The 19,701-nt window shown below is 34.4% G+C and carries 17 protein-coding genes and 1 pseudogene; 11 read left to right on the forward strand and 7 right to left on the reverse strand.

Annotation, left to right across the window (positions count from 1 at the left end; genetic code table 11):
- The first annotated feature begins 87 nt into the window (after positions 1-87).
- From MWU65_RS16175 to MWU65_RS16185, 3 genes are all read left to right on the forward strand, one after another.
- Positions 88-1,419, forward strand: coding sequence for a sulfatase-like hydrolase/transferase (locus tag MWU65_RS16175; RefSeq protein ID WP_247079638.1), 1,332 nt, complete (start codon positions 88-90; stop codon positions 1,417-1,419).
- A 151-nt stretch (positions 1,420-1,570) separates the two neighbouring features.
- On the forward strand, positions 1,571-2,215 hold the full coding sequence (locus MWU65_RS16180; protein ID WP_247079641.1) for a GDSL-type esterase/lipase family protein: 645 nt from the start codon (positions 1,571-1,573) through the stop codon (positions 2,213-2,215).
- A 10-nt stretch (positions 2,216-2,225) separates the two neighbouring features.
- Positions 2,226-3,839, forward strand: coding sequence for a family 20 glycosylhydrolase (locus MWU65_RS16185; protein ID WP_247079642.1), 1,614 nt, complete (start codon positions 2,226-2,228; stop codon positions 3,837-3,839).
- A gap of 211 nt (positions 3,840-4,050) precedes the next feature.
- On the opposite strand, the gene MWU65_RS16190 is transcribed toward MWU65_RS16185, so the two are convergent.
- The 5 genes from MWU65_RS16190 to ruvX form a co-directional block, all read right to left on the reverse strand.
- Entirely contained in the window at positions 4,051-6,633 is a 2,583-nt protein-coding gene (locus MWU65_RS16190) for a prolyl oligopeptidase family serine peptidase (protein WP_247079644.1), read from the reverse strand.
- A 141-nt stretch (positions 6,634-6,774) separates the two neighbouring features.
- Positions 6,775-7,203: a DUF5606 domain-containing protein gene (locus tag MWU65_RS16195; protein ID WP_247079646.1), complete on the reverse strand. Its 429-nt coding sequence runs from the start codon at positions 7,201-7,203 to the stop codon at positions 6,775-6,777.
- 57 nt (positions 7,204-7,260) lie between these two features.
- On the reverse strand, positions 7,261-7,851 hold the full coding sequence (gene def / locus MWU65_RS16200; RefSeq protein WP_247079648.1) for a peptide deformylase: 591 nt from the start codon (positions 7,849-7,851) through the stop codon (positions 7,261-7,263).
- 9 nt (positions 7,852-7,860) lie between these two features.
- Positions 7,861-8,544, reverse strand: a complete 684-nt coding sequence (locus tag MWU65_RS16205) for a DUF1919 domain-containing protein (protein ID WP_247079650.1) — start codon at positions 8,542-8,544, stop codon at positions 7,861-7,863.
- A 3-nt stretch (positions 8,545-8,547) separates the two neighbouring features.
- Complete coding sequence (gene ruvX, locus MWU65_RS16210) at positions 8,548-8,964, reverse strand: Holliday junction resolvase RuvX (protein WP_247079652.1); 417 nt, start codon at positions 8,962-8,964, stop codon at positions 8,548-8,550.
- A gap of 101 nt (positions 8,965-9,065) precedes the next feature.
- Here ruvX and MWU65_RS16215 point away from each other — a divergent pair, with 101 nt between their 5' ends.
- From MWU65_RS16215 to MWU65_RS16225, 3 genes are read left to right on the forward strand one after another with little or no spacing between them, the layout of a single operon-like run.
- A complete protein-coding gene (locus MWU65_RS16215) occupies positions 9,066-9,881 on the forward strand; it encodes a 2,3,4,5-tetrahydropyridine-2,6-dicarboxylate N-succinyltransferase (protein WP_247079654.1) in 816 nt (271 codons plus the stop codon).
- Between the two features lie 11 nt (positions 9,882-9,892).
- Positions 9,893-10,270 (forward strand): hypothetical protein, encoded by a 378-nt coding sequence (locus MWU65_RS16220; protein ID WP_247079656.1) that lies wholly within the window; start codon positions 9,893-9,895, stop codon positions 10,268-10,270.
- 8 nt (positions 10,271-10,278) lie between these two features.
- Positions 10,279-10,863, forward strand: coding sequence for a LicD family protein (locus MWU65_RS16225; RefSeq protein WP_247079658.1), 585 nt, complete (start codon positions 10,279-10,281; stop codon positions 10,861-10,863).
- Here MWU65_RS16225 and MWU65_RS16230 read toward each other — a convergent pair.
- Positions 10,860-11,498, reverse strand: a complete 639-nt coding sequence (locus MWU65_RS16230) for an adenylyltransferase/cytidyltransferase family protein (protein WP_247079660.1) — start codon at positions 11,496-11,498, stop codon at positions 10,860-10,862. The genes MWU65_RS16225 and MWU65_RS16230 overlap by 4 nt on opposite strands.
- 134 nt (positions 11,499-11,632) lie before the next feature.
- On the opposite strand from MWU65_RS16230, the gene MWU65_RS16235 reads away from it, so the two are divergent.
- The 4 genes from MWU65_RS16235 to MWU65_RS16250 are packed head-to-tail and all read left to right on the forward strand — an operon-like array spanning position 11,633 to position 16,134.
- The gene (locus tag MWU65_RS16235) at positions 11,633-12,319 is read left to right on the forward strand and encodes a phosphocholine cytidylyltransferase family protein (protein ID WP_247079662.1); all 687 of its coding nucleotides are present in this window, start codon (positions 11,633-11,635) and stop codon (positions 12,317-12,319) included.
- Positions 12,316-14,136, forward strand: coding sequence for a CDP-glycerol glycerophosphotransferase family protein (locus tag MWU65_RS16240; protein WP_247079664.1), 1,821 nt, complete (start codon positions 12,316-12,318; stop codon positions 14,134-14,136). Before MWU65_RS16235 ends, MWU65_RS16240 begins: the two co-directional genes overlap by 4 nt.
- Positions 14,126-14,716: an L-threonylcarbamoyladenylate synthase gene (locus MWU65_RS16245; RefSeq protein WP_247079666.1), complete on the forward strand. Its 591-nt coding sequence runs from the start codon at positions 14,126-14,128 to the stop codon at positions 14,714-14,716. The genes MWU65_RS16240 and MWU65_RS16245 overlap by 11 nt, the downstream gene beginning before the upstream one ends.
- Before the next feature lie 2 nt (positions 14,717-14,718).
- Positions 14,719-16,134 (forward strand): HD domain-containing protein, encoded by a 1,416-nt coding sequence (locus MWU65_RS16250; RefSeq protein ID WP_247079667.1) that lies wholly within the window; start codon positions 14,719-14,721, stop codon positions 16,132-16,134.
- Between the two features lies 1 nt (position 16,135).
- Here MWU65_RS16250 and MWU65_RS16255 read toward each other — a convergent pair whose 3' ends face one another.
- Complete coding sequence (locus tag MWU65_RS16255; RefSeq protein ID WP_247079669.1) at positions 16,136-16,744, reverse strand: TetR/AcrR family transcriptional regulator; 609 nt, start codon at positions 16,742-16,744, stop codon at positions 16,136-16,138.
- A 1,002-nt stretch (positions 16,745-17,746) separates the two neighbouring features.
- Here MWU65_RS16255 and MWU65_RS16260 point away from each other — a divergent pair.
- A pseudogene (locus MWU65_RS16260) lies at positions 17,747-19,701 on the forward strand (hypothetical protein); the annotation flags it as partial.

The raw sequence follows: 19,701 nt of genomic DNA on the forward strand, positions 1-19,701 counted from the left end.
TATTTAATAGTTTGGGCATTTTTTTATCAGGATATGACTTAACTTTGGTAAAATAGTTGCCCTGAAAAATCAATTTTTTACCCTTTTATGAAAAAATCCTTTGTCTACAAATCACATGTAGTTCTCGCACTAGCCATTTTATTAAACCATAGTTGCGCTAAAGAAAAAACAAGTAACCCACCAAATGTTATTCTTATTATGGCCGATGATATGGGCTATGAGTGCCTAAATAGCTATGAAGATACTCATTACAAAACTCCTGAATTAGATGCTATTGCTTCCAATGGTATCCTTTTTTCTAATTGTGTTTCACAACCTTTATGCACACCTTCTAGGGTGAAGATAATGACGGGTTTGTACAATTATAAAAATTATGATCATTTTGGATATTTAGATAAAAACCAATACACTTTTGGCAACCTTATGAAAGATGCTGGCTATGAAACATGTATTGCAGGGAAATGGCAACTCAATGGTTTAGCTTATAAAGACGAATTAAAAGATTGGTCTAACCATCAAAAACCAATAGATTTTGGGTTTGATGAATATTGCTTGTGGCAACTCACTAAAACAGCCAAGAATGGAGAGCGATTTTCCAATCCGCTCATTGAACAAAACGGTACCGTTTTAGCGCAAAATGAAGATGCTTATGGTCCTGACGTATTTTCTGATTTTATTGTAGATTTTATAGACCGGAAAAAAGAAAAACCTTTTTTTGTCTATTACCCAATGGTATTAGTGCATGATCCTTTTGTACCTACTCCAGATTCTAACGAGTGGTCTAACAAAGAGATTCGATATAAAAATGATACCACCTATTTTAAGGATATGGTTGCCTATACAGACAAGATTGTTGGTAAAATAGTCTCCCAATTGAAAAAATCTAAGGTACTCAACAATACAATTGTAATTTTTACAGGTGATAATGGCACTCACCCTACTATTTATACTGTTACTAAAAATGGGACCATTCAAGGAGGAAAAGGAACCACAAGCTCTGCAGGCACCCATGTCCCTTTAGTAGTTAGCTGGCCTGATAAAATCAAAAAAGGTCTGGTTTATGAAGGCCTAATTAGTTTTAGTGATTTTTTTGCCACTTTAAAAGACATTACAAATAGTAAAGCAGCCTCCGATGGCATTAGTTTTTACCCCTTACTTAAAGGCGAAAAACAAAGCACTAGAGAAAGCGTATTTGTCCATTACGACCCACAATGGGGGAAAAATGTTAATAAACATAGAAACCAGTTTGTAAGAACGTTACATTATAAACTATATGGTAATGGTGATTTTTTTAATATCAAAAAGGATGTTTTAGAAAAAAAAGCAATCCCAATAAATTCATTAACAGCCCAAGAGATTGCAATTAAGAAGCGCTTAGAAAAGCAACTTCAAAAACACCCTAAATTAGCGGAAAAGTAAATAATAAATTTTGCTTTTTTAAAAAAACCGAATGCTTTACACCCCATAACTTAAAAAAAACAAAATCGTGTAGCGAATACTTTAGGTTACCCGTCGAAAATTGTTAGTAAATAATTAATTTTAATCCTATTTTCACATCAAAATGGGAAAAATGAAATGTTTAGTATGTTTAGTATTACTTGCAAGCTTCTGGGGTACGGCACAAAACCCACTTCGGTTTTCAGAAGAAGTAAAACAATTACAAGCAAAACATCTTTCAAAGAATACTGATTCTATCCATAATATTATTTTTACTGGCAGCTCTAGTATTCGGTTATGGAAAAATTTAGATAGTGTATTTCCCGGACACAACATTATAAATAATGGCTTTGGAGGCTCTACAACAGCAGACTTATTATATTTTACGGAGGAATTAATTTTGGCTTATAACCCAAAAAAAGTTTTTATCTATGAAGGGGACAACGATATTGCAGAAAGTAAAAAAATTAAAGGAATACTGACCGATTTACATTTAATTATTGAAAAAATAAAGGATAAGAATAAAAATACACATATCGTTTTAATTGCTGCAAAACCGAGTGTGGCCCGATGGGATTTTAAAAATAAATACAAAAGGCTAAATAGAAAATTAAAAAGGCTAGGCAAAAGAAATGCAACAATAGCCTTTGCTGATATTTGGAAACCAATGTTAAATGGTAGAAATGTAAAACCTGATATTTTTAAAAATGACAATTTACACATGAACGACAAAGGGTATCAGATTTGGCACAATGTGATTAAAAATTATATTAAATAACCAACACTATATGAGAAACTCTATTTTACTTAGAACACTAGTAATCCTTCTTGGCATTACTACAATTATTGCCTGTCAGGAAAAAAGGGAAATTATTAATTTCCCCAAAACCGACCTATCTACTGAAAATCTAATCCCATTACCGCTAAAAATTACACCGACAAACAGCGCTTTTGGATTAGATCAATTCACGGCCATTTACACCTCAAATGACGCAGAATTTAAAAAAGTTGGCGCTTTTTTATCCAATAAAATAAACACTAAAATAGATTTAGATGTCCCTGTGAATACCGCCACAGACAAAACACCAACTAAGGTCATTTATATCAATAAAACTGAAAACCTAGAGTTAGATAATCAAGAAGCTTATCAAATGTATATTACTCAAGATTCTGTTATCATTAATGCCAAAACAGCAGCCGGCGCCTTTAGAGGTATTCAGACTTTAAGGCAGATTATACCGGAAGAAAGTAATGATACACTTACCGAACATAAAATGTGGTTGGTCCCTACAGGAAAAATTATAGACCAGCCTAATTTTGAATACAGAGGTGCAATGCTAGATGTAGCACGACACTTTTTTAGCGTAGGTGATGTGAAAAAATACATTGACATTTTAGCGTACTATAAGTTTAATGCCTTGCATTTGCATTTAACAGACGATCAAGGGTGGCGTATTGAAATAAAATCATGGCCTAAACTTACAGAAATTGGTGCAAGTTCAGAAGTTGGCGGAGGACCAGGTGGATTTTACACTCAAGAAGATTACAAGGATATTGTTAGCTATGCTGCCGAAAGACACATGATAATTATTCCTGAAGTTGATATGCCTGGACATACCAATGCAGCATCTTTGGCCTACCCACAGCTTAACGGAAACGGTAAAACGCCGAAAGTATACACTGGTACCCATGTTGGTTTTAGTACATTTAACACGAGAGCGGATATTGTTTATGCATTTGTAGATGATGTTGTAAGAGAAATATCTGCCATTACCCCTGGCCCCTATTTTCACCTTGGTGGCGATGAAAGTCATGTTACTAAAAAAGAGGATTTTAATTACTTTGTAGAAAAAGTATCTAAAATTGTCGAAGGCCACGGAAAAATTCCAATAGGTTGGGATGAAATTGCACATGCCGATATTAACAAATCTGCAATAGCACAATTCTGGAGCAATGAAAAAAATGCAAAAACAGCGGTAGAAAAAGGAATGAAACTTATACTTTCCCCTGGAAAAAAAGCGTATTTAGATATGCAATATGATACCCTATCTAAATTTGGTTTGCATTGGGCTGCTTATATTCCTGTTGATTCTGCCTATGTATGGACACCAGAAACTTATGTTGAGGGTATAGCTAAAGAAAATATTTTAGGTATTGAAGCACCACTGTGGTCCGAAACTATTAGCAATATAGCAGAATTAGAATATTTGGCTTTTCCAAGAGTCATTGGCCATGCAGAATTAAATTGGACGATTAAAGAAAATAGAAATTGGGAAAATTACAAAGTACGTTTAGGAAATCAAGCCCCGTACTTAGATCGTATGAATGTACAGTATTACCCTTCTAAGTTAATTGATTGGAAGAAAAGCAAGCACACTTACAAAACAATTGTAAAAGATTAATACCTTTTTAGATTCTACTTTACGATGCGCTTGTTGGTATAACAGGCGCATTTTTTTGTACATCATTCCATTTACTTTAGGTTTTTTAGTGTACTTAAACCAACAACCCATTAGAATGCAGATAGGTTGCTCTTCCTAAACAGTCCTAAGTAACTTTAAACAAAAAAAGCCTGTACAAATACAGGCTTTTTCATTGATCAATTACAATTTATTATTTCCATTCAAAATCTCCATTTTCAACAGACCAGTCGTTCCCAAAGAAACCCGCACATTTAACAGCAGAGGTTCCTTCTAACAAAACAGAGTCATCAAAGAGCAAGACATCTGGAAAAGTAGTGCCATTTACTAAATAATGATTGGCATATGCTGCCTTCATTCCCTTAATCCCTGTGGCCGTTACGACTCCTACACTGGCTTTATCACTATCATGGCGAGGAACAATAAAATACATGCCCCACTGCTCCCCTTTTAAACGTTTATCAGCCATCACCACTTCCGAATTGCTCACTTGTATGGGAGCGTTTTTTAACAAGGTTTTCCATGCTGCATTATTATCCTTATTGCCATACAATACTACATTCCTATTTAGGTATTTTGATAAAGAAAAATCTACGTCTCTTACAACTTCTACATTGCCATTTGCCTTATACCAAAATGTTTCAGCATCAAATTTAGCCCTGTTATAATACCAATCATTAACAGCATTTGATCCTTTGGTAGCATATACAAAAACCATATTGTTTGTAAACGCATCCTTAAACCCTCCGCTTCTATGAGGACCTTTTTCTTTTAAAGAAGGCGCCGTCGTTTTTACCCAACCATCTGTAGTATTTTCAAAATACTGTTTTCCTCTTTTGCGATCTACTTCAATTTGAGTATCATTTATTGTAATTGTTTTAAGGGAATCTGCAAGCACCGAAAAATCCACTTCAATTTTAGCCACGTTATCTAGTTCTAATTGTATGTTTTTTTTACTTGAAAATTTAAAAGAACTCACTTCAAAAGGAACTACTTGTTGGTGAATTGTAATAAAATGAGAACTGGCAGAAACTCCAGGGGATCCCGTATAAAATTCTAGGTTTTTAATAGTATTACTTTCTTTGATAGTGCGTTCCTTGAAAAAATTAAACAGCGGCGGCCAATCTACACTGTGATCCCCATACCAATGTGTACCATCTGGATATTCATAATAGGTAAAGTCTGGGTGAAAAGTTCCCAAACGCTCACGCATATCTTGCGCCAAAAAGGTAGGTACTACATTGTCTTTCTCACCGTGCAGTATATAAACTCCTTGCTGTAAATAATTACGCATTAACTTTATAGTTCTACTAGGCGTCCCCGCTCTTTCTATTACTTTTTCTACCATAGTGGGCACAGCCACAGTATTCATACGTTCTAATATTTTTGGAGTAATACCGAACCGCTTCACTTGCTCTATTGTAAGATTAGCTCGTCTACGGGCAAAACTATTCCGATATTCCAACAAATCTGGGTAACCTGCACAAGGTGCAATCGCAGCAAAATAATCTGGATATGTTGCGCCTAAATACCAGGTTCCGTGACCACCCATAGAGTGACCTGTTAAATAAATTTTAGAGGCATCAGGTTTGTATATTTCTTTGGCATCTGCCAAAACTTCTAAGGCATCTAATCTTCCCCAATCTTCCCAAGCAAAACCAAAAGGCCTGCGATTGGTTGGTGCAATTAAATTACCCCAGTCTTTCTGTTTGTATGCCCTTGCTTGGTTCGTTGCCTCTACAGAAGCGCCATGAACCGACAAAAACATCGCCTGTGCTTCAGTTTTTTGATCTGTAGAAGGAGCAACACTGTAATATTGTACACTACCATCAATAGCGCTGATAAACGTTCGTTTATGATGCTTTGATTTTGATTTTACGGCTGCCGCAAATTCCTGAGTAGCAATAGTTTTTTTTGAACCATTTGCCAAGGCAAGCTGTACCTTAATTGTTTCTTGATCTGACCCTACGGCTGGAGCAAAGGAAAACGGTACTTTACGCATGGTCATTGGCGCTATATTGGGAACATTAGTAGTGCGACTCATACCGGAGTGATTTGAAACAATACTATATCCTTTAACCCAAGAGTTGGTATTATTCACTACTCTAATTGCTCCAACAAAATCAGAGTCATCCTCAATTAAAATATCCGGAACCGTCATATCCCTTGAGGTAAAGTCTATCGTTTTATAAGGCTTAATTAGTCTTGCTCTCACCCTTGGAAAACGACCTACTTTTAGCACAAAAGTATTTGTACCTTTTTTTAATTTTATCGGTATTAAACTCCATCCAAAATCATAATGATCTCCTTCTTGTGGCATTCCATTAACCAATGCCACTGTATGACCAGAGGCTTCAAAAAGTAGTGTTTTTTCTGAGTTCGATGTATACGTTAGGAACACATAGCCAGATCGCAATTCCCGATCTGAAAAAGTATTGGTATTGTTTGTTTGTATCGATTGCCATTTTATTTCCTTTCCTTGACTATCGATATCAAAGACATCACCTTGTTTAGGACTGTATTGCGCATCCCTTAAAAAACGCTCAAATACAGGATCTTCAGGGAAAGTCGCAGAATTTAATCCGAAGCTTTGAAAATTAACTAAAAGACCTTTGGTAAATACATGTTCCAAAATCCCTTCACTAATTTCTTCAACTTTTTCTTTGCCAAAATATTCTACGATATTTCCAGTGCGTTGCTGACCAAATATGAAAAATGATCCGAAAAAGAAAACCAATACAGACAGTTTTCTAATACTTATTTTTTTTGTGCTCATAGTAAATTAATTTTCTGGAATTAATATCCAAAATTAAATTGATTAAATTAAAATTAATAGACCAATACAATGTACAAAAAGACAGACACAAAAAAAGCAGGTCTAAATGACCTGCTTGCGTTTTTATAAAACTTGAATTTTTTATTCTTCTTCAGAAGATTCTTCAGAAGATTCTTCTGGTTCAGAAAAATCTGTAATTCCGTGATCATGCAGTAAATTATACCATTGTACTACTTTTTTAATGTCACTTGCATACACCCTGTCTTCATCATAATTAGGCAATACTTCAAAGAAATACTCCTCTAATTTCAACTTATCATCCTTATGCTGAACTGCAGTTTTTCCGCCATTCTCTTTGTCTTGCATTTTAATAAAGACTTCTCGCAAAGGCACTTCTTCTTCCAATGTATAAATTGCAATTTCAGAAAGTACACTTACGTTGGTACGCATATTCACGGTACTACGCTTCCCGTCAATTAAGGATTCTGCAACAAAACCGGTACGCGTCTGTGTTACTAATTTGTGCAAACCTGGTTTGCCAGAAATGGATAAAATTTTATCTAAACTCATTTTTTACTATATAATTCAAGTACAAATATCACGTTTTTTAAATCGATATAAAAAAATCTATCTCCCTTTTTTTAATTCAGGAAAACGCATTCTATAATCTACCTTAATTTTACCCTTAGAAATATTACTTAATTTACTTTTCAATAATCTTTTCTTTAAAGAGGATAATTTATCGGTAAACAAAATCCCTTCAATATGGTCGTATTCATGCTGAATAACCCGTGCCAAGAGTCCGTCGTAAACCGCAGTGTGCTCCATAAAGTCTTCGTCCACATAAGAAATAGTTATGGTCTCTTTTCTAGATACATCTTCACGAACATCAGGGATACTCAAGCACCCTTCATTAAACGCCCACTCATCACCGGTTTCTTCAGTTATTTTAGCATTAATAAATACTTTTTTAAACCCGTCTAAAGCTTTTCTATCTTCTTCTGACAAATCCTCATCATCAGCAAAAGGCGTTGTATCCACAATAAATAAACGTATTGGCAAACCAATTTGAGGGGCTGCCAAACCAACTCCGCTTGCATTATACATGGTTTCCCACATATTCTCAATTAACTCCTTTAGTTTAGGAAGCTCCTTGATAATATCTTTTCCTTTTTTTCTTAGTACGGGGTCTCCGTAAGCCGTAATTGGTAAAATCATACTATATCACTAATATTTAAATCTTGTTCTTTTTATTTTTCCACTATTAAACCAATGCACCAAATCTACATACAGAAATGATAACTTAAAAAGTTTTCTACCATTGGGTACTATAGGGTTTTTAGACTTTGGCCTTTCATAAATTTTAACGTGTTCACAATCCTTTAATCCATCAATAGGTAAAGCTCCAAATGATAATTTGTTTTCAAACGGAAGTTTATGAAACTCTTTAATAATTTCCGTATCAACACGTTCCCGATCACATATCATAAAAAACAAATTATCTGTACTCTTCAGGGCTTGTAATCTACTTTTCCTTCTCTCCCATTTAAGTTGCGCCTCTGTTGAGTCTTTGTAATGCGTAAAATGTACTTCAACATCAGCTAAAAGACCTACAGGATAGGTTTTTTCTCTGTCCTTATACTTAGAAACATCAACAAACAAGAGCTGTTGCCCCATATAGAAATCAAAATTTTGCAACAGTTTTAAATAACAGGGGCCATACATAAAAAGGCCTATAAAGGGTGAATTATAAGGTTTATTTAACCATTGATAATTACTTCCCCCCCAGCAATTATTAGAAACAATGGCAAAGTTTTTATTTTCCAACTTAACCATATCCCTAGTTGCATAATTATTTTTAAAGTATTGCCGCAACTTTCTTTTTACAAAAACCTCAAGTGTTCTTAACATGCTTTAGAAATTACTTTTCCCCAAATAAGATTGTAAAATAATTGTTGCGCTTATTTCATCTACTAAAGCTTTATTTCTTCGTTGTTTTTTATTTAAACCACTATCTATCATAGTCTGAAAAGCCATTTTAGAAGTAAACCGCTCATCTTCTCGTTCTATTGGCATGTGCGGAAAAATTTTTGCAAGTTTCTCTAAAAGTGGGGCCATCAATATTTCAGATTCTGAGGCAGAATTATCCATCTGTTTGGGCTCGCCAACTACAATTTTATCAACCTTTTCTTTTGCAAAATACGCTTTTAAAAAAGTAATTAATTCTTTGGTAGCAACAGTCGTAAGTCCAGAAGCAATGATCTGCAATTCATCTGTAACTGCTATTCCCGTTCTTACCTTTCCAAAGTCTAATGCTATTATTCTACCCAAACTATTTTTTTTGCAAAAATAATATATAAATTGTTATATGTTTACTTTTGACCAAATTATTAAGTTGTACCTATTATCTTTGTCTAAAATTGATTGAAAAAATGACAGAATTACAAAAAACCATAGAAAAAGCTTGGGACAACCGAGAGCTTTTAAAAGAAACCAAAACTCAAGATGCTATTCGGCAAGCAATAGACCTTATAGATAGTGGCAAATTAAGATGTGCAGAACCAACAGCTACGGATTGGCAAATTAATGAATGGGTAAAAAAAGCAGTGGTACTTTATTTTCCGATTCAAAAAATGGAAACTATTGAAGTAGGTATTTTTGAATATCACGATAAAATGCCTTTAAAAAGAGGCTATGCCGAAAAAGGAATACGTGTTGTTCCCAATGCCGTTGCAAGACATGGCGCCTATATTTCTCCTGGTACCATTTTAATGCCAAGTTACGTAAATATTGGCGCTTATGTAGATGAAGGTACTATGGTAGACACTTGGGCAACGGTTGGGAGTTGCGCACAAATTGGAAAAAATGTACATTTAAGCGGTGGTGTTGGTATTGGTGGCGTTTTAGAACCACTGCAAGCGGCTCCTGTTATTATTGAAGACGGTGCCTTTATTGGTTCTAGGTGTATTGTTGTTGAAGGTGTAAGAGTAGAAAAAGAAGCTGTTTTAGGGGCCAATGTTGTTTTAACAATGAGTACTAAAATTATTGACGTAACTGGTGATGAACCTATTGAAATGAAAGGAAGAGTTCCTGCTCGTTCTGTAGTGATACCAGGTAGCTACACTAAAAAATTTGCTGCAGGGGAATACAATGTACCCTGTGCCTTGATCATAGGGAAACGCAAGGAAAGCACAAACAAAAAGACATCTTTAAATGATGCCTTGCGCGAATATGATGTAGCCGTATAATACCATTAAAAATGAAAACAATTCTTGTAGATGCTTGGAATACATTTGTAACCGAAGAGGGAATAGATGCTGCGCTAGAAAAAATTTTAGATTCTTATCCTAATCCAAAAATTATCTTAACCAATGCAACCCAAGAAGAATGTATAACATATGGAATACTTAATATGCCTTATGAGGTTTTTAGCCTTGAACACAGGCCAAACAAAACTGATAAGGCATATTATATTGAAATGTTAGATCATTTTAATATAAAAGCAACCGATGTGCTCTATTTTGAACATAACTTAGAGGCCGTTAATGCTGCATTATCCGTTGGTATTAAAACATACCACTATAGAAAAAATGAAGATGCCATGCATTTAAATTCATTTTTAAAGGAAAATTTATAATATCATTTATGGCTTATAACATCACATTAGAAGGTAAAAACACAGTTATAGCTGAAAGAATGCTTAAAAATGTGGCGAGCATATTACATAGGTGTGATATTGAGTATTGGTTAGAAGGTGGTACCTTATTAGGAATTAGAAGAGAAAATAGGTTGCTTCCCTGGGATAATGATATTGATGTTTCCATACATTCGAACCAAATCGACAAAATTGATTCATTTTATTCCCAATTGCAAAAAGCCGGATATCGTGTAAAAACAAGGTATTTTAACAGCACCAATGAATTTTTCAAAAAAGGTGATATTCGTATGATTAAAGTACGGGAGAAACGATTTTTTGGTTTAATAAAAGGCCCTGTATGTTTGGATGTTTTTATAAAATATCCAGAAAAGGATAAGGTGTATTGGGAGATTGCGAATAAAACTAAATTTGTACCCAGTAAATTCTATCTAACTTTTAAAGATGTTACGTTTAAAGGTTTTGACTATAAAGTTCCAACCTTAACAGATGAATATCTTACCTACCGATACGGTGAATGGCAAACCCCTGTTAAAAATTGGGATACTGCTAAAGATGATAAGGCAATTGCTTAGGACTTGTTATCTTGTAACTGCAAAGTATTTTTTAAAATAGTACTACTAACATTGGCTGTATATGCAAAATACTCAATAGGACAAGTGGTTTTAGGAAACCTGCCTTTCCAATCATCACCAACAGAAATAGCATCAATCTGGTGTTCATCTACTACGCGTTGTTTGTTTTTGTCGACCTGAGGAATAACTTCATCCACATAACTAATGGCTTTTACAACATTCATTCTTTCATAAAAAGGAATTACGGGCAACCTTCCTTTTTCCTTTTTTATAAGCTCATCTGTTGAAACACCTACGACCAGATGGTCACAAAGTTCTTTGGATTTTTTAAGTATATTTAAATGCCCATAGTGAAATATATCAAAACAACCCGAAGTATACATTTTCTTATATTTGGATGCTTTTTTTTCTACCATCACTTCAATACGGTACCCTCCATTTTTTTCTATACGAATCACATTACTAGTATCATAAAAGAAAGCACTTATTTTTTTTATAATGGCGAGCATCTCTATTAAATCGGCCTCTAATTTAAACTTACTATCAATTAATAGTTTTACTTTGTCATTGGGATTTAAATTAAAATTCCAGTTCGGATATTCGGACGATAAAATTTTTAGTGAAGCTTCTTTCATTTAATAAATACCATGTGTAACATAAAACAAGCGTAAAGTTACAAAAACAATTAGAAGAAATATTTTATAATAGCCAAATATTTTTTGATAATAAATCATTTACCATAACTTTGAAAACTTAATAAACGCACCCAATGAAAATAGTAATTCTCGCTGCAGGAATAGGATCTCGATTAGGAAACCCCTTTCCAAAGCCACTTACCCCATTAAATAATGGGAAAAGCATTATGCAAATGCAACTAGAAAATTTATGCTCTATTTTTGACATAGATGATATAAGTACCGTAGTGGGATTTAAAAAAAACTTGATAATGGAGCGCTTTCCGGAAGTAAACTATATTTACAATCCTTTTTTTGATAGGACCAATACCTCTAAGAGTTTATTGCGAGCCTTAAAAAAGAACAAAGATAAATCGGTTCTTTGGCTAAATGGGGATGTTGTTTTTGACGCCAAGTTGCTAAAAACGTTACAGCCATATATGGATAAAAAACAATCGTTTGTGGCGGTTAATACTAGTAGCGTAGCCGAAGAAGAAGTAAAATACACCCTAAATGGTGATTATATCAACGAACTTTCAAAAACAGTAAAAAACGGATTGGGTGAGGCTGTTGGTATAAACTATATTGCCAAAAAAGACATTACTTCCTTTATTAAAAGATTAGAAGAGGTTGATGATAATGATTATTTTGAAAGAGGCTTAGAACTTGCAATAGAAAAAGACAATCTCAATGTTAGTGCCGTTGATATTTCCAAATTCAATTGTATGGAGGTAGACTTTAAAGAAGATCTTGACAACGCGAACGCCTTATTTAATACATGAAAGTAATACTGTTTTGTCAGAACGCTTATGCCTTTGGTATTCTTAACCCTATTAAAAATGAATTAGTAGCGCAAGGGTATAACTTTCTATGGTATATAGATACGAAACTGATTTCAGTATTTCCTTATAAACAAGACAACTATACAACCAGGATAGCAGATTTACAATTGTATAAAAGTGATGCCATTTTTTCACCCGGAAATGAAGTCCCCTATTATATACAAGGCGTAAAAGTTCAGATATTTCATGGATTAGCTGGTGAAAAAAAAGGGCATTTTAGAATTCGACATTATTTTGACCTATACCTTACTCAAGGTCCGTACTTCACCAAACGCTTTCTTGAATTTAAAAACAAGTATAAAAATTTTGAAGTTGTAGAAACCGGTTGGCCAAAATTAGATATTTATGGTTCAGAAAAAAACAAATACAAACAGGAAAAAAGTGAATTACTAAATACGTATGGGGCTCACAAGATCATTTTATATGCACCTACTTTTTCTCCACGTTTAACTTCAGCTCCTTTTTTACTTGAAGAGTTTAAAGAGTTGGCAACAAACACCAGTCATCTTATACTTATTAAATTTCATGATTTGATGAGTAAAAATTTAATAGCCTCCTATAAAAAATTAGCGCTAGCTTGTAATAATGTCATTTTTATAGAAGAAAAAAATATTGTAAAGTACTTACTATTAGCCGATGTAATGGTCAGTGACACCTCCTCTGTTATTTATGAATTTCTTCTGTTAGACAAACCCGTAATAACTTTTAAAAACATTAACACTAAAATTTATTGGGATAATACTGCGACATACAGTGAACTTACTCAGATGGTACAAGACAACCTTACCAATGACACTTACGCCAGCCAAAGGAAGTTTATAAATGAGGAATACCACCCGTATACAGACGGGAATTCTGCAAAGAGAATGCTTAAAGCTGTTCAAAATTATATCGCTAAAAATGGTGTACCCCTAGAGCGGAAATTGCCCATAGACCGCGTACTTAAAATTAAGAAGATATTTGGCAAGCCTACGGCTAACCTCTATACTGAAGAAAGAAAGGAAAAGCTGAGTGCTTTGGTAATTACCTTTAACGAAATTAGAAATATAGAGGCCCTTTTAGAAAACTTAAAATTTGCAGATGAAATCATTATCGTTGATTCTTTTAGCACAGATGGTACCCTTGAAAAAATAAAAGAGAGACCAAATGTTACGCTAGTGCAAAGGCCATTTAAAAATTATACAGACCAAAAATCATTTACGCTTGGTTTAGCCACGAACAAATGGGTTTTATTCATAGATGCCGATGAACGAATCCCTGATGCTTTACAACATGAAGTACTAACTACCATAAACGATAGTACACGTAAAGCAGTAGCATATAAGGCATATCGAATATTTATGTTTAACAACAAAATTCTTCGGTATTGCGGTTGGCAAAGTGATAAAAACTATCGCTTGTTTAACAAAGAAAAAGTAAATTTCTCTACGAAACGAATTGTACACGAAACATTAGAAATAAACGGAGAATCTTCTGTCCTTAAAAACAAACTGATACATTACGCTTATTACGATTACAATGTGTACAAAGAAAAAAGAATGAAATATGCGCATTTAAGGGCTATGGAAGATTTGAAAAATAACAAAAAAGCCACCTTATTTCATTTGCACATAAAGCCAGTCACAAAGTTTATTGAACATTATATTGTGAAATTTGGGTTTTTAGACGGAAAAAGAGGCATCATAATAAGTTACCTGTATGCTCTAGCCACCAAAGAGCATTATAAGAAATTAAAACAGTTACAACATGGGGAATAAGGCTAAAATAGAGCATAGCTTTTCTGAAGAAATTGATGCATGTATAAAAGTTTTACAAGCTGGTGGAGTAATTCTATACCCAACAGATACGGTATGGGGCATTGGCTGTGATGCAACAAATTCAGAGGCAGTTGCCAAAATATACCAATTAAAGAAAAGAGTCAATACCAAAACTATGATCTGTTTGGTTGCTAATGACTTTATGTTAGAACGGTATATAGAAAACGTACCAGAAGTTGCCTTTGATATCCTAGATATTGCGGAAAAGCCAACCACCATTGTCTATGACCAACCTAAGGGCATTGCAATAAATTTAATTGCAGCAGACAATAGTTTAGCCGTACGAGTAGCTACGGATAAGTTTTGTCAATATTTAATTCAAAAATTTAAGAAACCTATTGTTTCTACTTCTGCAAATATCACAACACAACCAAGTCCTAAAAATTACAAAGAAATAAGCACAGAGATTTTAAAAGGTGTAGACTATGCCGTAAATTTGCAACGTAACGAACAAAAGGACACACCATCATCTATTATCAAATTAGGAAATGATGGTACTGTAAAAGTGATTCGCAAATAAGAATGGCGCAAAAAAACTACAAAGAAGCAATACAAGACCCAATTTTTTCAATCATAGCAGAAGCTGCAGCCGAGATACATGTAGATTGTTTTGTAATTGGAGGTTTTGTGCGCGATTTTATATTAAAAAGAGGTATCCCTAAAGACATAGATATTGTTGCCGTTGGTAGCGGAATCGCTTTGGCTGAACGTGTAGCCGAAAAAATGGCAAACAAACCAAAGGTATCAGTTTTCAAAAATTTTGGAACAGCTATGTTACGGCATGGCTATATTGAATTGGAGTTTGTGGGGGCACGAAAAGAGAGTTATCACCGCGAAAGCAGAAACCCCATTGTAGAAGATGGCACTTTAGAAGACGATCAAAACAGAAGAGATTTTACTATTAATGCCATGGCTATTTCTTTAAACAAAGAAACCTACGCTGAACTTTTAGACCCTTTTAATGGTCTAGCTGATATTGAAAGTAAAACAATTAGAACTCCATTAGAACCCGGAATTACCTACTCTGATGATCCTTTACGTATGATGAGAGCCATACGCTTTGCTACTCAGCTTCAATTTTCTATAGAAGAGAATTCTTTTGCTTCAATTTTAAAGAATAAGAATAGAATTAAGATTATTTCTAGAGAACGAATTATTGATGAATTACATAAAATATTAGCGAGCGCACAACCCTCAATTGGACTCGCCTTATTGCATGAATCAGAGCTTTTACCATATATTTTACCGGAATTAAGTGCACTACAAGGCATTGAAGAAATTGAAGGCCAAAAACACAAAGATAATTTTTGGCACACCTTAGAAGTCGTAGATAATATTTCAAGAAATACCGAAAATTTATGGTTGCGTTGGGCGGCACTTTTACATGATATAGGAAAAGCACCAACCAAAAAATTTCATAAAAAAATTGGATGGACCTTTCACGGTCATGAATTTGTGGGCTCCAAAATGGTGTTTAAAATTTTTAAACGCCTGCGTATGCCGTTGAATGAAAAAATGAAGTATGTGCAAAAAATGGTTTTAATGAGTTCTAGACCAATAGTACTTTCTGAAGATTTTGTAACAGATTCTGCTGTACGCCGTTTAATTTTTGATGCTGGAGAAGACATAGAGGATTTAATGACCTTATGCGAGGCAGACATAACTACTAAAAATCCTAAAAAACAACGCAAATACCACAATAATTTTAAACTTGTTCGCCAAAAGATAGTTGAAGTAGAAGAAAGAGACCATGTTCGTAATTTTCAACCCCCAATTAGTGGAGAAGAGATTATGAGTATCTTTAATCTGAAACCTTCAAAAGAAATAGGTATCCTTAAAGATGCAATAAAGGAAGCCATACTGGAAGGCGAAATTCCTAACGAATATGACGCAGCCCATAGTTTTATGCTTAAAAAAGGAAAGGAAATCGGATTATAATTTATAATTCGATCCCATTATTAATACCCTTGGATTCTATCCCTCCAAAAATAAAGTCGTTTATCTGCTTTTCCAATTCGATGACATTAATTTTCTTTTCACCTTTTTTATGAATGATTATGTTAAAAATCCATCGCAAAGAGGAAAACACTAAAAAGGTTGCGATCTCAGAATCCATAGTCCTAAATTGCCCCTCTTTCATTCCTTGCGAAATGATTGTCTCAACTTTTAAAATATATGCTTTTCGAAGTTGTTTAAACTCACTAAGTTTTGGTTCATTTAGATTTCTCCAGTCATAGACAAACAAAGCCACTTGATAAGGCTCTTTCATTGTAAATTGCACATGTTTAGAGACTACGTATTTCAATTTTTCTTTAGGTGAAAATGACGATTCCAAAATATCATCAATATAGCCGTTAAACTCATTAAAAATATTGAAAATACACCCCTCTAAAAACGCCTCCTTAGAATCGATGTAGTTGTAAACATTTGCTACTTCAAAATTCCCATTCTTAGCAATATCCCGTATGGTAGTAGCTTTAAATCCTTTTTCATATATCAGCTTTAAAACATCTGCATGAAATTTTTCTTTTTTCGTAATAAGTTTCATATCAACTTTAATTATTTATCAGGGGGGTGAAATAATAAACAGGGGAATGCAGCTTGCTAATATAAGCACAAACAATAACTAATAACAAACCTAAGGCTTGAAAACAAACAAAAATGAGCAATATATTTTCATTTTACCCCCTTACTTTTATTCAGGATCTCCCGCTATTTTATTGTTTGTTTTCTGTATAAAAGGATAACATTTCTCCCAAATCTTTTTTATTTTTAGTGAATTACATTTTTTCTATTCCATCATAAAAAGACAGATCTCAATCCTAGGAGGTTACAATACATAGGTTTTAGTTTTTAGTTATAAATCAGTTCCATTTCATCATTTCAAAAAATTAATCCGTAAACTTCACCAATATCTTATAAAATAGTATTCCTAAACACAACTTTGTCAGACACCCTATCGATATACATTGACAACTTGTATTTTTAGTTGGCATAAACCATATAGAAACTCCCTACAAAGAATATGGCTATTAAATTAAAAATAACAAAAAAATGAACATTTGTTCTTAAATAAGAACAATAATCCAACAAAGAACCTCTTATCTATAAGTATTTTTTACTAGATTTTAAGTTTAATATACATAAAGGGCTTTGTTTTTAGTACGGTGAACTTGTTTTTAATAAAAATTCATATTTTACCTTAAAAAAGTATTAATTACATAATAATTATATATTTTTAAGATAAAAGTAGTACTTTTATTTATGAAAACCTTAACTAATGTAAGATTATAGCCACGAAATATAGCAATAATTATAGCGGCTGCCAACATAATTATACATGTTCACAACAAAAAGAATAGTATTTTCCATTGTTAATTATATATTTGTTAATATTAAGTTAAATATGAACAAGCGTTCATTAATTAAGAAATTTAACTGTTTTAAGCATCGAAATTGGTCAAGAATACTGAAATATCATTCACATATAAAAATTAACAAAATTTCATTTTCTAACTCAAATGAATTTTACATATAACACTCACTAGCCATGAATTTTTATCCCCTCGCAATACCTAGAAGCTCCTACTACTTAAACTTACCCAGAATTCTAGTGTTCACATTAGGGTTGTTTCTCGTTGTATTTGGCACTCAAAACCTAAATGCACAAGGGACTACTTGTCCCACAGCGGAAATACTTTGTACACCAAATGCAGCCTTCCCTGCCTCTACTTCTGGATCAAATTTAGGTGCAGTACCCACTTGTTCAGGGAACCAAGTAGTAAATAAATGTAGTTCGTGTACGGTGAACTCTACACCTAGATCTGCCTTTTACACCTTGACGGTGGTAGAGCCCGGTGATTTATTCTTAACGCTGTCCAACTCCGCTTTGGTTGATGTTGATTTTGCTATTTGGGGGCCTTTTACTAGCCCAGATGCAGTGGATAATTGTAATGGTGGTAATTTTCCTCCAGGCAATCCGTTTGATTGTAGTTATGATCCAGGACCAACAGAACAAATAGATATACCCAATGTAAAAAGAGGGGAATCCTATATCCTTTTAATAGCAAATTATTCTGGAATTTCAACCAATATCACACTTGTCCCTAATAATGCAGGTAGTGGGGTAAATACAGCTGGTCTTGGTGGTCCCTTGGCCTTCTCTGATACACAAACACAACAATTTGCCTTAAACTCCCCACCTTCAAATTTACAAACCAATCCAGCAATAGGTGATCCTAATCTTTCCAATGTAAATTTTAGCGGATCAGGAATCACTAATGCAGCAAATGGAACTTTTGACCCAGCCATCGCTGGTTTAGGCACACATACGGTTACTGTGACGGGAGATTCATGGGGATGTCCAGTAACCACCACGCTAGACGTTGTAGTAGAATTGGATACCGATGGAGATGGTACACCAGATTCAACAGATACCGACGATGATAATGATGGAGTACTAGATGGTAGTGATACCGATCCCATAGACCCTTCTGTCTGTCAAGATTTAGATGGTGATGGATGTGACGATTGTTCTGAAACATCCAATACCGACTTTTCTGTTGGCAACAATTTTGATACCGATAATGACGGTTTAGATAGCGATGGGGATGGTATTTGCAATGATGGTGATCCAGATGACGACAATGATGGTACCCCTGATGGTTCAGATCCCAATCCATTAACACCAACCGCAGTTGATGATTTTGCAACAATGATTCAAGGAGTTTTAGGGAATATCAATATTGTTTCAAATGATGATTTTTCACCAGGCTTAAATACAACCATAACCAGAATAGGTGGAGACGCAAGCGGTATTGTTGCTTTGGACAATATCACCGGCGAATTGGCCTATACAGCAACAGCTGGAGAAGTAGGTACCACTGTAACTATACTATATAGAATATGTAATACTGCGGTTTCCCCTAATGTTTGTGCCGATGCAACGGTAAATATCACCATAGATACGGATACCGATGGTGATGGCACACCAAATTCAACAGACACAGATGATGATAACGATGGGGTTTTAGATGGTGATGATACCGATCCACTAGATCCTTCTGTCTGTCAAGATTTAGATAGTGATGGGTGTGATGATTGTTCCGCAACCTCAAATGCAGATTTTAGTGTAGGTAATAATTTTGATCCAGCCAATGATGGTTTGGATACCGATGGGGATGGCATTTGTGATGCCAGTGATACCGATGATGATAATGATGGGGTTTTAGATGGTAGTGATACCGATCCTCTAGACCCTTCTGTTTGTCAAGATTTAGATGGTGATGGGTGTGATGATTGTTCAGCAGCATCTAGCACAGACTTTAGTGTAGGTAATAATTTTGACACCGATAATGATGGTTTGGATACCGATGGGGATGGTATTTGTGATGATGGGGATCCCGATAACGATAACGATGGTGTAGCCGATGGTGACGACACGGATCCTCTAGACCCTTCTGTTTGTCAAGATTTAGACGGTGATGGGTGTGACGATTGTTCGGC

Origin of the sequence: Cellulophaga sp. F20128, assembly GCF_023015805.1 — a bacterium.
In the GTDB taxonomy this organism is placed as follows: Bacteria; Bacteroidota; Bacteroidia; order Flavobacteriales; family Flavobacteriaceae; genus Cellulophaga.